Annotated in this window: 9 protein-coding genes; all 9 read left to right on the top strand. The window is 49.4% G+C overall.

Translation table 11 applies throughout. The features are described from left to right. The first annotated feature begins 18 nt into the window (after nt 1-18). The 9 genes from IEY13_RS10170 (at nt 19) to IEY13_RS10130 (ending at nt 16,549) form a co-directional block, all read left to right on the top strand. A complete protein-coding gene (locus tag IEY13_RS10170; RefSeq protein ID WP_188951870.1) occupies nt 19-951 on the top strand; it encodes a FecR family protein in 933 nt (310 codons plus the stop codon). 22 nt (nt 952-973) lie between these two features. Next, on the top strand, nt 974-4,378 hold the full coding sequence (locus IEY13_RS10165) for a TonB-dependent receptor (protein ID WP_229687808.1): 3,405 nt from the start codon (nt 974-976) through the stop codon (nt 4,376-4,378). A gap of 12 nt (nt 4,379-4,390) precedes the next feature. After that, on the top strand, nt 4,391-5,938 hold the full coding sequence (locus tag IEY13_RS10160; protein WP_188951869.1) for a RagB/SusD family nutrient uptake outer membrane protein: 1,548 nt from the start codon (nt 4,391-4,393) through the stop codon (nt 5,936-5,938). Between the two features lie 81 nt (nt 5,939-6,019). After that, nucleotides 6,020-7,819 carry an alkaline phosphatase gene (locus IEY13_RS10155; RefSeq protein ID WP_188951868.1) on the top strand — a complete coding sequence of 600 codons (1,800 nt, stop codon included), beginning with the start codon at nt 6,020-6,022 and terminating at the stop codon, nt 7,817-7,819. Between the two features lie 67 nt (nt 7,820-7,886). Continuing rightward, nucleotides 7,887-8,531, top strand: a complete 645-nt coding sequence (locus IEY13_RS10150) for an RNA polymerase sigma factor (RefSeq protein WP_188951867.1) — start codon at nt 7,887-7,889, stop codon at nt 8,529-8,531. Between the two features lie 9 nt (nt 8,532-8,540). Further along, entirely contained in the window at nt 8,541-9,773 is a 1,233-nt protein-coding gene (locus IEY13_RS10145; protein WP_188951866.1) for a FecR family protein, read from the top strand. A 215-nt stretch (nt 9,774-9,988) separates the two neighbouring features. Next, nucleotides 9,989-13,225, top strand: a complete 3,237-nt coding sequence (locus IEY13_RS10140; RefSeq protein WP_188951865.1) for a SusC/RagA family TonB-linked outer membrane protein — start codon at nt 9,989-9,991, stop codon at nt 13,223-13,225. A 14-nt stretch (nt 13,226-13,239) separates the two neighbouring features. Then, the gene (locus tag IEY13_RS10135; RefSeq protein ID WP_188951864.1) at nt 13,240-14,631 is read left to right on the top strand and encodes a RagB/SusD family nutrient uptake outer membrane protein; all 1,392 of its coding nucleotides are present in this window, start codon (nt 13,240-13,242) and stop codon (nt 14,629-14,631) included. Next, nucleotides 14,612-16,549, top strand: coding sequence for a redoxin family protein (locus IEY13_RS10130; RefSeq protein ID WP_188951863.1), 1,938 nt, complete (start codon nt 14,612-14,614; stop codon nt 16,547-16,549). Before IEY13_RS10135 ends, IEY13_RS10130 begins: the two co-directional genes overlap by 20 nt. Nucleotides 16,550-16,647: the final 98 nt, after the last annotated feature.

The raw sequence follows: 16,647 nt of genomic DNA, 5'->3' as shown, positions 1-16,647 counted from the left end.
TATTACAAAAGGGTTTTATTGAACAAGGAGCATATACAGAACCTCTTACATAAGTACGAACAGGGAATCTGTACCGGAGAAGAAACAGTAGCCTTACAGCAATGGCTGGATGTGCTGGCCGAACGTGGGGGAGACTATGCGTTTGCTGCTGAAGAAAAGCAGCAGGTAAAAAGCAAGCTGCTGACATCGGTGCTTAAACGTGGCAACCGCCGGGGTGGTAACGTATTGCTTATACGCATGCGCCAGGCAATGGCAGCTGCGGCCGTAATAACGGCAGCGGCGGTGGCGTGGTGGTGGTTTCAGCATCCGCGTTTAATAAAAGTAGCGGCGGATAACGAAGTGGTGCGGATGGTATTGCCCGATAATAGTGTGGTGTGGCTGAATAAGCATTCCGCAATAGCCTACAATAACGGGTTTACACAGCACCGGTATGTTCAGTTGCATCAGGGCGAGGCTTTTTTTGAGGTGAAAAAAGATACCGCGCATCCTTTTTTAATTCAGTCGGGCGAGGTAACTACTACTGTAAAAGGTACTTCGTTTTCTGTAACAAAAGATTATTATAACAATGGCATAAAGGTATCCGTACTCACGGGCAGGGTAGCAGTAAGTACCGGTAAAGATACTATGGCCATATTAACGCCAGGCTGGCGCGTAAAGTATGTACCCGGCGTAAGTACCCATGTGGAAGACGCCATTCAGCCGGCAGAGGTAAATGGCTGGGTACAGGGCGAAACTGTGTTACAGCGCGCTTCGGTAATGGAAGTGGCCAGCTGGTTGCATACTCACTTTAATGTTACGGTAAACAACAGCAGTAAGAAATATACAGGAAATTATTATCTGTCGTTTAAAAAAGGAATCACGTTGCCAGAGGCTTTGCGTATTATCAATCTGGTTAGTTCCGGGCAGCATGCACATTTTTCGTTACACAATAACGAGGTTACTATAGACTAAGCACTCAACCAATAACCATCATATGAATTATTCTCTTTTCCCGGGATTAAAAGCACGGCGTGTGCTTTTAACAGCCGGTGTATTGTCCGGCCTTTGCCTCAGCAATGCCTTGCATGCACAGCAGCCGGCATCCAATGTACTGAAAACAGCTGTTCATGTGAATGCCAGAAAGCAATCGCTGGAAGCCATACTTACACATTTGTCTGCCAGTACCAAAGTGAAATTTGCGTATAACGCAGATGATATGAAGCAGCAGATAATCACGCTCCGCGAACAAAAAGACATTACGCTGGAAGAGCTGCTGAACAAAGTGCTGGCGCAAACAGCGTTAACCTATGAAATACATGCCAATACTGTAGTTATATTTCCTAAAGAAGATGGTGGTGCTGCTGCCATGCCCGGTAATGTACACCTGGCCAGCTATGTAATGCAGGCCCGCAAAGAAGTACTGAAAGGTCGTGTAGCAGATGGTAACACGCCTTTACAAAATGCCACGGTATATATTAAAGGCACTTCGCAGGGTACGGTAACCGATGCAGAAGGTAACTTTTCGCTGGAAACCGAAGGGCAGGAGGTGCGCCTGGTAATTTCACTGGTGGGGTACCAAACCCGCGAAATACTGGTAAAAGCCGGCGCCTTTACCGCTGTGCAGCTGGAAAGGGCTAAAGAAAGCCTGGACAGTGTGGTGGTAGTGGTAGGCTATGGTACCCAGAAAAGAAGTAAGGTTACCGGTGCGGTGGCCGAAGCTAAGCTGGATGCTATGGGCTCCCGCTCTTTCAACAACCTCAGCGAGGTGCTGCAGGGTAAAGCGCCCGGTGTAATGGTGCAGAACGAAGGGGGCGATCCTACAGCCACTCCTACCATCAGCATCCGTGGCCTGGGCGGTATCAACGGCGCGGCGCCGCTGTATGTAATAGATGGTAGCATCTATCCCGGCACACCCGTATTAAACCCTAACGAAATTGAATCTGTTTCTGTATTAAAAGATGCCTCTGCAGCTATCTACGGTGCACAGGCTTCCGGCGGGGTTATACTGGTAACTACCAAAAAAGGGCATAAGGGCGAAATGGCTGTTTCGCTGGATGCCAAATATGGCACACAGGCTGCATGGCGCAAGCTGCAGGCTACCAATGCCAAAGAGTTTGCCGATGTAATGAACCTGGCGGCGGATGTGGCAGGTAAACCCAGGCTGGATGCGTTTAATGCAGAAAAATATCCCGACGGACAAATTACCCGCACCAACTGGGTAGATGAAGTGTTTCGTTCCGGTACTATACAAGATTATAACCTTAGCATGGATGGTGGCAGCGAAAAGTCTAAATACTTCCTGGGCCTGGGTTACCGCAAAAACGAAGGTATTTTGCTGAATACCTACAACCAGCGTTATACCCTGCGTTTGAATTCGGAGCATCAGGTAAAGCCCTGGTTAAAAATAGGAGAGAACTTTTCTTATTTTACCACCAACGGCAATGGTGCCAATACCACCAGCGGTTATACCGGTGCTATTCTGGCAGCTATCTACTATCCCACCAATGTGCCCGTATACAATGCTGATGGCAGCTTTGCCGGTTTGCCTGCACAATACGCCGGTGCGTATGGCGATGTGCTCAATCCGGTTGCATATCTGAAAAGGCTGGATGCCAGCACGCCGTTTACAACCGTAGTGCTTAACCCTTATGCAGAAGTGGCACTGGTGCGTGGTTTAAGCTTCCGTTCTAACTTTGCCTATACCCAGTCATTTACTTTTGGCAAAGAGTTTCAAACCAGAGTGCCCGAAATAGGTCGTATTTCTACCAGCAACTCCCTTAATCAGAATGCTGCTACCGGTTCCCATATTCTGGCAGAACAAACGTTAAACTATACCAAAGCATTGGGCAAACACAACCTGAATGCTACTGCCGGTTATATGTATAAAAGCGATAAAGACCGCAGCTTCGGAGTAGTTACTACGGGTTTTGAAGATGAAAATCCTATTTACCGTTATCTGCAGAATGGTACGGTAGATCCTAATAACAAGCCTTCCAGCAGTTATAGCCGCGAGGTGCTTATTTCTTATATCGGCCGTGTTAACTACGATTATAACGGACGTTACCTGTTAAGCGCCCTGCTGCGTCGCGATGGTACCTCACTGGTAGCCACCAACAAGTTCAGAAACTATTATTCTTTATCTGCCGGTTGGGTGGTTACGCGGGAAGGCTTTATGGAGGGTGTTACCTGGTTAAACAACCTGAAGCTGCGTGCCAGCCATGGTGTTATTGGTAACCTGGGCAGCTTAGGCAGAAGTGCAGTAAGCCCGCCATTGCAGCAAATGCAGATTTATATGGGGCAAAACCCCACTACGCAAACCGGCTTTACCGCTACACAGGTAGCTAACCCGGTGCTGGGCTGGTCAGAATCTAAACAAACCAACTTTGGGGCAGACATTGCCGTGCTTAACAACAAGCTTACTATTACAGCCGATTATTTTATCAAGGAAACCGACAAAATGCTCATGCAGGTTACGCCTTTTGCTACTTCCGGTGCAGATGGTAAGTGGGTAAATGGTGGTAACTCCCGCGATAAGGGTATTGAACTGGGTATTGGTTATAACGACAAGGTGGGTAAAGACTTTACCTATGGTGCAGGTGCTACCATTACTACGGTAAGTAATAAACTGGTTTCTTTACCCGATGGTAACACACAAATCAGTGGCTTTCCTTCTGTAAGAGGTACGTTAAATCCGGTATTAATTCAGGTAGGTAGTCCGTTGTATTCTTATAACGTTATTCCTTACGCCGGCATTTTCCAAACACAGGAAGAAATTAATAATTATAAAAACAAAGACGGGCAGCTGATTCAGCCGAATGCAAAACCTGGCGATCTGAAGTTTATTGATGCCAGCGGTGATGGTAAAATTACCAATGAAGACCGTCGTATCAACGGCAGCGCGTTTCCTAAATTTACGTATGGCTTTAGCTTTAACGCGGCTTACAAAGGTTTTGATATTAACATTTTTGCACAGGGTGTACAGGGCAATAAAATATTCAATGCCATGAAGTATACTTCCCTCAACGCTGCTATTGGTCAGAATTATAATATGCTGAAGGATGTGCTGAATGCCTGGTCCGAAACCAACCGCGGCAGCAACATTCCACGTATTTCTGCCAGCGATGCCAATGGTAACTTTGGTAACACCTCTTCCTGGTATCTGGAAAACGGCTCTTACCTGCGTGTTAAAAACGTAACCGTAGGTTATACACTGCCTGCACCGCTGATGCGTAAATGGCATGTAAACAGTGTTCGTGTATATGCTACCGCTAACAACCTGTTCACCTTTACCGGTTACAAAGGTTTAGATCCCGAAGTGGGTATGAACCAGTACGGGGTTGATCTGGGCCGTTATCCGCAGTCAAGAACTTTTATGGCAGGTATTAATGTAAACTTCTAATCCATTACAATTATGCAATCTGTGTTTAAATATATCACCGGTAGTCTGGGCGCGCTTGCGCTTACTGCCGCTGTATCCTCCTGTACAAAGCAGCTGGATATTACGCCCGAAGGTTCGCCTTCTCAAAACAGCTTCTGGAAATCGTCGGTAGATGCGCAGAGTGGTGCCAATGCTATGTATTCTTTTTTCGACGATGAAAACTTTTACGGTCGTGGCTTCTGGTGGTTTATCAATGCCAGTGATGATATGGTTACCGGCCGTGTAAAGGCAGAAGGCGATAATATTAAAGATTTCAATGCCACTTTTATTGGTGGTAGTTATACCGAGTCGCAGTGGAGCATGCGCTACAAAGTAATCAAGCGTGCCAACGATGTTATTAACAATGTGCCGGGCATTGCTATGGATGCCAGCCTCAAAAACCGTATTGTAGGTGAGGCGTATTTTTTAAGCGGCCTTATGTACCTGCAGCTGGCAGCCAACTACGGCAGCACTGCTTCCGGTGTACCTATTGCCAACCGTGCCAACCCTTCAGATATTGAGGTGGTACCCTGTGCAGCCAGTGTAACCGATAACTACCGTTACCTGGTGAACGATTTAAAACAGGCGGCTGCGCGTTTGCCTTATTTTGATACCTATTCGCCAGACCTGTATGGCCGCCCGCATAAAACCGCTGCCTGGGCACACCTGGCAAAAGCGTATCTGTATATGAAGCAGTATGATAGCGCGGCCATGTATGCCGATTCGGTAATCCTGAGCGGAAAACATCAGCTGCTGTCTAAGTTTGAAGATGTGTTTACTACGGCCAATAACTGGTCTAAAGAATATATCTGGAGTGCCTACAGCACGGCCAAAGGTCAGGCTGGCTGGGGTAGTATTCTGCCAGGGGTAATGATGGAAAACAAAGGCTGGGGTAAATACAACGGCTGGGGTTACTATATGCCTACCAAAGAATTGTACGATGAATACGAAAGCGGCGATAAAAGAAGAGAAGCTACTATTCTGAAGCCGGGCGATAAACTGCAGTACTTTGGCGAAACCATTACTTATAAGTCAGACAATAGCCTCAGTGGTTACCAGTTTAACAAGTACACCGAGCCTTTCCGTTATGCCAACCCCGTAGGTACATATCTCAGTCCTAATGGCGATCATCCTACCACATCCCTGTGTCTGCCGCTGATGCGTTATGCAGAGGTGATTCTTATTAAAGCAGAAGCCAAAATTATGCTGGGGCAGAATGCCGATGCAGAACTGAACATGATACGCAAACGTGCCTGGCAAAGTGCAGATGACAACAGTTATCCTAAAGTTAGTAATGCTACCCTGGCGCAGTTGAAGCATGAGAGAAGATGTGAGCTGGCAGGCGAGTGGGCCGACAGGCACCGCGATCTGGTACGTTGGGGCGATGCGAAAGAGGCCTACAGCAAACCTCTGCACCATTACAATGGCAGCGTGGCGTGGCCCGCACGTAATTTCGATCCGGCTACCAAAGGCATCTGGCCTATACCGCAGTCGGTAATTGATAACAGCGAAGGTTTAATTCATCAGCGTACCGGCTGGTAACAGCAGCAGGTCAATACAAATACATTCATACAACCGGCTGCTTCCTCCCTGGGTGGCCGGTTGTCTTTATTTTTACAAGGCATGAAAAAAATATTCTTACTGGCAGCGGCCCTCCGTGCCTGGTGTGCTATGGCACAACCCGCAGTATATACTGCAGCTAACCTGCATTCGCATAACGATTATGAACAGGTGGTTCCTTTTCTTCCGGCTTTTCAGGCTGGTTTTGGTTCTATAGAAGCCGATATATGGCTGCACAACGGCCGGTTGCTGGTGGCACATACTTACGAGTCCCTTTCCCCTGAACGTACACTGGAAAAGCTGTACCTGCAACCGCTACTAAAGGTGGCCAATGCCAGCCGGCCCTTGCAGGTGATGATTGATATTAAAACTGATTCCATAGCAACGCTGGATTCGCTGGTGGCCCTTTTACAGCGTTACCCCACGCTGCAGCAGCAAAGCATCCGCTGGGTTATCAGCGGCAACCGCCCGCCGGTAAGCCGTTACAACAGTTATCCTTCGTTCATTCTGTTTGATGGGGAACTGGGTAAAACCTATCCGGCTGAAGTGCTGCCTAAAATAGCCATGATCAGTGGCCCCTTTTCGCAGTATACCTCCTGGAATGGCAAAGGCGTACTTACCGTAAACGAAAAAAATACCCTGCAACAGTTCATACAACAGGTACACAGCCTGCACAAACCCATCCGTTTCTGGGAAGCACCCGATGCAGTAAATGCCTGGTATCAGCTGATGCATCTGGGGGTAGATTATATCAATACCGATCATATTGAGGCTGCTTCCACTTTTATGCGCCAGTTGCCCTTCCGCAGTTATACGGCTACCCAAACGCATACGGCCTATACCCCCACTTATGCGGCAGACGGCAGTTCCAAACAACCTAAAAACATTATCCTTATTATAGGCGATGGTACCGGGCTGGCACAATGGTACACGGGCTACACGGCCAATAAAGGGCAGCTGAGTGTATTTAATGCCCGCTTTACCGGTTTATCTAAAACCACCTCGCACGATGCGTATATTACCGATTCTGCTCCGGGCTCTACGGCCTTCTCCTCCGGTGTAAAAACCAATAACCGCTATGTAGGGGTAGATCATACCGGCAAACCACTGGTATTGCTGCCGCAGATACTGCAACGCAGCAAAAAGATAACCGGTATTATTACCAGTGGCGATATTACCGATGCCACACCGGCCGATTTTTATGCCCACCGTGCAGCACGGGATAGTGCGGCGGCTATTTTGTCCGATCTGGCAGCGGCTCCCGTACAGCTGTTACTGGGCGCACCCAACAGCGGTTTGCCAGCTGCTTTACCACAGTTGCAGCAGGCGGGATATCGTGTAACCAGTTCGCTGGATAGCTTACCTGTTTCCGGCACGCAGCGTTACATTGTGGCCGATACCCGTGCGGGGCTTTCTATGCTTAAAGGGCGTGGCGCATGGCTTACCCAGGCTTTTGATAAAGCAACAGCAGCTTTGCAGCAACACGGCAAGGGCTATTTTCTGGTGGTAGAAGGAGCGCAGGTTGATTATGGGGGGCATGCCAATCATATAGGCTATATAGCAGAAGAGGTAAAAGATCTGGACCAGGTGATTGGCCGGGCTATGCAACTGGCCGATGCGGATAAGGAAACCCTGGTAATTGTCACTGCCGACCATGAAACAGGCGGCCTGTCATTGCTGGATGGCGATATTGCCAAAGGATACGTAAGTGGGCATTTTTCCACCAACGATCATACAGCCATACCGGTGCCGGTATACGCTTACGGTCCGCAGGCGCAGTTGTTTACCGGCGTGTACGAAAACACGGCCATTTTCTTTAAAATATTGCAGGCCCTGGGCCTGCAGCAGTCAGCCACCCGCTAAAATCAGCGGGCGGTTTTCTGCGGGTTTTGCCTACTTTAGCGTTTTGCCTTTATAACGCAATATCTGTTTGAAAGGGGAGAGCCATTATAGCAGGGATCATGTGCCGGATAGCGAACAATTGTTATTGCAGCAGTTGCAGGGTGCCGAAGCAGGCGCCTATCAGGCGTTTACCGTCTTCTATCATCAGTACTATCAACTACTGTATCAATATGTATTTCCGTTTGCGCAGCGCTCCGCTGCCGATACACAGGAAATTATTCAGGTGGTTTTTGTAAAACTCTGGCTTAAACGGGAAATGCTGGTAGGCATACGCCAGTTTAAACCTTATCTGTTCCGCATGGCCCGTAATGCCGTGATGGATTTTTACCGCCAGCGGCACAACCGCCATAAATACGAAACCTTATCTGCCGCCGCAGGCGATGCGCATTCGCACAATGCGGAGCATGATATGGCGTTGAAGGAATATCATCAGTCTGCCCAACAGGCCATCAATCAGTTGCCGCAAAGGCGGCGTACCATTTTTCTGCTGCGTACGGCAGACGATTTATCGCTCGATGAAATCAGCGGGCAGCTGTCCCTGTCTAAAGATGTGGTTAAAAAACAGCTGTATGCGGCGGTGGATGCCGTTAAAAAACACCTGCACGATAAAAACGGAATCATTTTTTTTCTCCTCACCGTCCTCTTTTGCTATGTAGCCGCGTCCTTATGGTAACGTACCTACATGCAGTACCATCTACTATTACAAAAACAGGCCGCAGGCACTGCTACCGAAGCAGAACTGCAACAGCTACAGCAATGGCTGCAAACGCTGGATGAGGCGACTTTGCGGCAGGTAATGCGCGAATATGCATTGCTCATGAATACAGAACGTTTACAGGCCACACCTGGTAACGCGGCCGTATGGCAGCAAATCAATGCCACGCTGCAGCAGAAGGGGGCTTTGCCACAAACGTCTGCACCGGGCATATCGTCTGTAACGGAAAACCGCCGTGTGCGTACACTCTGGCCACGTGTGTCGGTAGCTGCCGCGGTATTACTGGCGCTGGTTTCCGGCACCTGGTGGTGGATGAACAGAGGGTCCGTAGAGCCTGCAGAAGTGCGCACACTGGCAATAGCCGGCGATAAAGCACCGGCTGTTAACCGGGCTACGCTTACCCTGGCAGATGGCCGGGTAATTACGCTGGATAGCGCTGCCGGCGGCACGCTGGCACAGCAGCAGGGTATGGCGGTGGTAAAATTGTCAGATGGTGCCATCCGTTACCAATCGAACGGCACAACGTCTGCGGGCAATGCCGCCGCTGCGGTTAACACGCTGCGCACGCCCCGCGGAGGATTGTTTCAGGTAACCCTGCCCGATGGTAGCCGTGTATGGCTCAATTCTGCTTCCAGCTTACAATATCCGGCTGCGTTTACCGGCACCAACCGCACGGTAACGTTATCAGGCGAGGCGTATTTTGAAATAGCTGCCGACAAATCAAAACCTTTTCTGGTAAATACGGCCACCCAGCAGGTACAGGTGCTGGGCACTGCATTTAATATTAATGCGTATGATGATGAGGGAGCTACCCGCACCACCCTGTTGCAGGGCAGTGTGCAGGTGGCATTGCATACACCTGGCAACGGCGCTGCACAGCAAAAGCTCAGTCCCGGTAAACAGGCAGTGGCTACCCCGGCAGGTATTACCGTGCAGCAGCCCGATCTGCAGCAGGTAATGGCCTGGAAAGAAGGGGAGTTCCGGTTCAGTCATCTTAAAATCACCAGCATTATGCGGCAGATAGCCCGCTGGTACGATGTGGAAGTGGAATACCAGGGCCCCATTCCCCAAAATGAGTTTTATGGTGTAATACCCCGTAAAGAATATGTGTCACAAATACTAAAAGCGCTTACGCTTACAAAGAATGTGCATTTTGTTATGAAAGGAAATACTATTGTGGTAATAGCCGGTCCTGCTTAACCGGTAATTACATACCAACTATATCTGTATACACCGCAAGGTAAGCCCACAAAAAAAGCCGGCAGCGTCTGCTCACGCCACCGGCCGGTAGTATGGGTTTACGCAGTGTGTCATTTTGCGAACAACAATCAGGTGTAAACCTCCAAAACCTTAACAAAAGTATGAATTTGACTATTCATTCCGGGTGGCTATTGTCCCGAAAACTGCTCTTGATTATGAAATTATCTGCAATGCTTGTACTCGTGGCTACGCTGCACGTAAGTGCCCGCACCCATGCTCAAAAGGTGTCTATCTCCGGTAGCAATCTGCCGCTGGGTAAGGTGTTCGAGTTAATTAAGCAGCAAACCGGCTATGCTTTTGTGGCAGATCAGTCGGTGCTGGCGCGGGTGCCTGCGGTTACCCTGCATGTAAAAGAGGCTTCGCTGGAAGAGGTGTTGAACCAGTGTTTCCTGCACCAGCCGCTTACCTATACCATTTCCGATAAAATAATTGTAATAGCCCGCAAGGCGGAAAATACACAGCAGCTGAACAGCTATTATGTGCCGCCAGCTACCGCACCCTTAACCGGTACGGTAACAGACGAGGCAGGGCAACCGCTAACAGGCGTTGCCGTACAGCTGAAGCAGCAAAAGAAAGCTACCCAAACCAATGCAGAGGGGCGTTTCGAATTTGCCGCGCTGGAAGCAGGTACTTATGTGCTGGTGTTTTCCAGTGTGGGGTATGGGGAAAAGGAAGTAACGGTTGCCTTCAAAGGCACCGCACAGCAGGTGCGTGTTACCCTGCAGCAACAGGTAAACAACCTCAACGAAACGGTGGTGAAGGGCTACTATCAAACCTCCCGCCGCCAGAATACCGGTAACGTAAGCACCGTTAAGGCTGAAGATATTGCCCGCCAGCCGGTGGGCGATCCGCTGGCTGCCCTGCAGGGAAGGGTGGCCGGCTTATTTATTAGTTCCTCCAGTGGTTTGCCCGGCGCGCGTTTTAATATACGCCTGCGCGGACAAAACTCTATGAACCTGGGTAACGATCCGCTGGTGATAGTAGATGGTGTACCGTATTATACCGAAACACTTACCACTGTTACCAGTGCCAGCGGTACACAAAGTCCGCTCTCGCTCATTAATCCGGCCGATATCGAGCGTATTGATGTGCTGAAAGACGCAGATGCCACTGCCATCTATGGCTCCCGCGGTGCCAACGGGGTAATGTTGATCACTACCAAAAAAGGAAAAACCGGTAGCACCAAATACAATTTCAATGTATACACCGGTGGCAGCAAGGTGGTAAACACGGTACCCATGCTTAACACCGCACAGTATCTGGAACTGCGTAAAGAAGCGATGGCCAACGATGGTACGGCCCTTACCGATGCCAATGCTACAGATATTCTGAAATGGAGCCCGGATGAAAACAGAAACTGGCAGGATTACATGATGGGGCATACCGCCAAACTTACCGAAGCTACCGGCAGTGTATCCGGGGGTAATGCACAAACCCATTTTCTGCTCAGCGGATCGTACCGCAGAGAAAGTACTGTATTAAAAGGCAACCCGCTGTATCAGCGTGGTTCGGCACACCTTACGGCCGATCATACTTCTGCCGATGGTAAGTTTTACATCAGCGCCAACGTAAGCTTCAGCCGCGATAACGATCAAACACTGGCTTCTGCCTTGTCTGCGTTTTACAACGTAGCGCCCAATTATCCGCTGTACGATAGTACCGGCGCTTACTACTGGTTCAGTAACGAGCAAAACCCCGAAGCGTATCTGCTGCGTACCTCCCGCAGCAATACTTCCAACCTGGTAGCGGGCAGTAATCTGCGTTATACCTTGTTGCCGGGCCTGCAGTTGAAAGCCAACCTGGGTTATAACCAGAGTACCATGAATTCCACACAGGTGTTTCCCGATAAAACGTTTAACCCGGTTACCAGTACCGGTAGCATCAGCTACTTTGGTGCCAGCAATCTCAACTCATATATACTGGAGCCCCAGGTAGATTATACCCGCAAACTGGGCACCGGTACTTTGCAGTTACTGGCTGGTGCCAGCTGGCAGCAAAGCAAACGCGATGGCTGGCGTATTAACGGGGCCGATTTTCCCAGCGATGATCTGTTAACTGATATCCGCTCTGCCGGTACCTTAACGCCTTTTACTTCCGATATTGACTTCTATCGCTATACAGCGCTGTTTGGCCGGGTAAACTACAACCTTAGCGATAAATACATGGTCAACGCCACTTTCCGCCGCGACGGCTCAACCCGTTTTGGTCCGCAAAACCGCTTTGGTAATTTTGCAGCCGTAGGTGCTGCCTGGGTATTTACCAACGAGGCGTTTATGCAGCAGCTGCCGCTCATCAGTTTTGGTAAACTGCGGGCCAGCTATGGTTCTTCCGGTAACGATCAGATTAATGATTATGCCTATCTCGCCAGTTGGCGCTCGCCCGGTTATCCCTATAATGGTACCGGTACTTTAACGCCTACCCGTTTTGATAATCCGTATTATCAGTGGGAGTTGACCCGCAAGCTGGAAGCAGCGCTGGAACTGGGCTTGCTGAAAGATAGGGTGATGTTAACCGCCAGCTTCTACCGCAACATCAGCAGCAACCAGCTGGTTAATTATACTTTGTCGCCACAGGCGGGCCGTCCTTCGTACATAACCAACCTGCCTGCTAAAATCCTGAATACAGGGTGGGAGTTTGATGTCAGCACTACCAACATTCAAATGAAGAACTTCACCTGGCGCAGCTCGTTCAACCTTACCATTGCTAAAAACAAACTGCAGGAATATCCTGATTTTGAAAAAAGCAGTTATGCCAAAACCTATGTGCTGGGTCAGTCGCTCACCATTGTGAAAGGTTACCAGTTTACCGGCGTAAATACACAAACGGGTGTGGCTGAGTTTGCAGATCTGAATAATGATAAAGCGTATTCCGATCCGGAAGATATGGTGGTGCTGGGTAAAACCATGCCCGACTTCTATGGTGGTTTTCAAAACAGCTTTACCTGGAAACATTTTCAGCTCGATTTTCTGTTTCAGTTTGTACAGCAGGAAGGTACCAATATCAACTATGGCGGCCTGTCTTACTCACCCGGCACCGCTTACCGCAATCAGGAGGTATCTGTGTTAAACCGCTGGAAAAAGCCGGGCGATGTTACCAATATCCCCGCTGCCAGCGCCACTTCCGGCAAAGCGGCTTACAATGCGTACATGAACTATTACCGGTATTCCACCGCTGCCTGGGGCAATGCTTCTTATATCCGTTTAAAAAACCTGTATCTGAAGTACGATCTTACTTCCTGTGTGCAAAAATGGAAGCTGAACGGACTGGGCGTATTTGTACAGGCACAGAACCTGCTTACGTTTACGGATTACCTGGGCTTCGATCCTGAAACACAGGGCCAGGCTACACCGCCTTTAAAAACCATTACCGCCGGGGTGCAACTGTCATTCTAATAAACGTTACAAACATGAAAAGATTTTATTTATATATCCTCTTCCCCGCGCTGCTGGCACTTTCCTGCAACAAGTACGTAGATACGCCGGTGCCGCAGAACGAGCTTATTTCTGCCAAAGTATTTGAATCTGATAAAACAGCCACAGCGGCAGTAGCAGGTATTTATACGGAAATGAATAGCCTCAACTATTATTTCAGCAATGTGTTGATGAACTACCTCACAGCCATGTCGGCCGATGAGTTGTATTATGCCTCAGCCTTTGCCAGCTTTGATGTGTTTAAAAACAATGCACTGCTGCCTTCCAGCCAGTATGTAAATACGATGTGGACGCAGGCTTACTACTACATCTACAACGCCAATGCCTGTATCGAAGGGCTTACCGCCGCTACTAAGCTTACAGAATCTGTGCGTAAGCAATTACTGGGCGAGGCTTATTTTGTACGTGGTTTCCTGCATTTTCATCTGGTAAACCTGTATGGTCATGTGCCGCTGATTACCAACACTAATTATCTGGAAAATACCAACCGTGGCCAGGATCATCCGGATAGTGTATACAACCAGGTAATACGCGATCTGCAACAGGCCAAAGCATTGATGGGCGATGACTATCCCACTGCTGCCCGCACCCGACCCAATAAAGCAGTAGCTTCCGCTATGCTGGCGCGTGCTTACCTGTACACCCGCCAATGGGCCGCAGCAGAAAAAGAAGCAGGCGAGGTAATTGCCAATACGCGTTATCAGCTGCTTACCGATTTAAATACCGTTTTCCTGCTCAACAGCAAAGAGGCGCTGTGGCAGCTGCAACCGGTTAACGTGGCCGGTGGCCGCAATACCTGGGAAGGCTTTACCGCGTTACCTACCACGGCTACTGCGTTGCCGCTGTACCGGTTAGATAGTATGCTGGTGCGCTCTTTTGAAACCGGCGATGCGCGGCTGGCCAACTGGGCTGGTACCAGAACCACCAGCGCCGGTGTAGTAGTGTACTTTCCTTACAAATACAAGGTGCGCACCAATGCTGCCGCAGGAGTAAGTGAATATTCTATGGTGCTGCGTTTTGCTGAGCAATATCTGGTACGTGCCGAAGCCAGGGTGCAACTGAATAAGCTGAGCGATGCCCGGGCCGATCTGGATACACTGCGCCACCGTGCCCTGCTGCCTTCCTTACCTGCCGGTCTGGATCAGCCAGCGCTGCTGCGTGCCGTAGAACAGGAGCGCAGGGTAGAGTTGTTTACCGAGTGGGGCCACCGCTGGTTCGATTTAAAGCGTACCCAACGTGCTGATGCTGTAATACGCCCCCGCAAAGGCACCACCTTCTGGCAGGCTACCGATACCTTGTATCCCATTCCTGCCGATGCTATCAGAACTAATGTAAATCTTGATCAGAATGATGGTTATCGTCAGTAACAGTAGTAATCGTCCCCGTTACCTCACCCGTTCCGCCCTTCACCGGGCGGTTGCGGTGCTGGGGGTACTGGCAGGCGTTTCCATAGCCGTTAAAGCACAGCAGGTAAGTATTCAGCCGCAATTTCCACAGCGCCTGCAGCCGGTTACCATTACGTACACGCCGGCCCACCCGCAGCAGGCAAACGCCCCGGTGCTGGTATTTACCTATTCTAATTTTTACGGGCTGCCCCGGCAATTGCCACTACAAAAGAAAGATAGTGTATGGCAGGTTACCTTTCCGGTGCAGCATTATGCCACCTATGCTACGTTTTTTGTAAAAGATGGTAACGATACCATCCGGGCAGCGCATAACCGGCATTTTGGTATTCCGGTGTACCGGGCAGATCGTGTGCAGGTAAAAAACGGAAGACTTTACGAGAGCTACAGCCTTACGGCACAAATGGGCAAATCGCCCCGTCTGTCTGCCTTTCAGCGCGCCTTGCTACAGCTGGAACTAAAGGATTATCCGGATAATTTTGAAGCACAGGTGCGGTTATATGCCAACCGCATGGCTGTCGCTGATGAGCAGGAGAAGGGCGTATTAAAAAAAGAAGCTTACGCCTATATAGCAAAGGTGTTTGAACAGGATCCGGTAAAAAACGTAAACCTGGCTACCATGGGGTATCTGATTCTGGGCGATAACCGCAACGATTCTGTATATACCATTATCCGCGAACGTTATCCGCAGTCTGCTATGGGCACTGAAATGCGGATAAGCCGTATTGCAAAGGAAAAAGACACGGCGCTGAAAATTTCACTGCTGGAAAAAGAAATAGCTGCCACCACTGCTGAAAACCGCAGCGGCCTGGAAGAAGCGCATGAAATGCTGTTTGAATACTACACTTCCCAAAAGCAGGCCGAAAAAGCCTTACAGCATGCCCGGCAAACATTCAACCCCACCAGTCCCTATTATCCCAAACAGGTAATGCAGGTAGCAACCACCCTGGCGCAAAGCGGCCTGGCGCCGGATAGTGCGTTACAGTACGCATTACTGGCCCGGCAGCTGTCGCATCAATATCCTGCCGGGCTCATCCTGTATTTTAAAGAAACCGGACATATCCCTGCGTATGTAAGCGATAGTGCGCGCACTGCTGCACACCGCCAGGCAGAAGCATCTGCTTTGGCACTGGCAGGCATGGCGCTGGTAAACAAGGGCGATAGCACACAGGCTTTGCGCTATCTGGATAGCGCACTGGCCACTGCACAGGAACCGGCAGTACTACAATTTGCTGCTACCGCTTATCAGCGTTTACACCGTTATCAGCAGGCCTGGCAATGCTACCGGCAGCAACTGTTGTTACAAAAGGTAATGGACACTGCTATGGTGCAACTGGCAAAACACAGCTATACACAATGGCAGGGCGCAACAGGTAATTTTGAACAGGAATGGCAACACATACAGGCGCAGCGCCGCCAGCAAATGCGCCAACAACTGCAAAAGCAATTACTGCACGCACCTGCACCCTCCCTGGCAGATATGGTAAACCTGAACAACCAACCCGTACTGCCCGATACCTTACAAGGTAAGGTAATACTGATTGATTTCTGGGCAACCTGGTGTATACCCTGTATGCAGGAAATGCCTTATCTGCAAAAAGTGTACGATCAGTACAAACACCGCAGCGATGTATGTTTTATGATTGTCAACAGCGGCAGCCGCAACACACTTGCCGATGCACAAAACTGGTTTGGCAATAAAAAATACAGCTTCCCGGTGTACTTTCATACCAACCCGGGTGTAGCAGATCGTTTCGGGTTTAACACCATACCGGCGTTGTTTATCATAGATAAGCAGGGGAAACTGCAGTATAAGCATATGGGCTTTGAAGGCCCGCAGGTAGAGGAGCATCTGAAGGAACTGATTGATTTGTTGTTGTAGGTAAATTACCAGGACAAGAAAAATACATACTGGTTGGGTAGTTGGGAAACAGGCGTGTACATAATGCGTTACCTCTTTACTAACCAACCGCCAGACAA

The sequence above is a fragment of the Filimonas zeae genome, from assembly GCF_014641615.1.
GTDB lineage: Bacteria > Bacteroidota > Bacteroidia > Chitinophagales > Chitinophagaceae > Filimonas > Filimonas zeae.
This window is presented reverse-complemented; position numbering and strand designations above follow the sequence as displayed.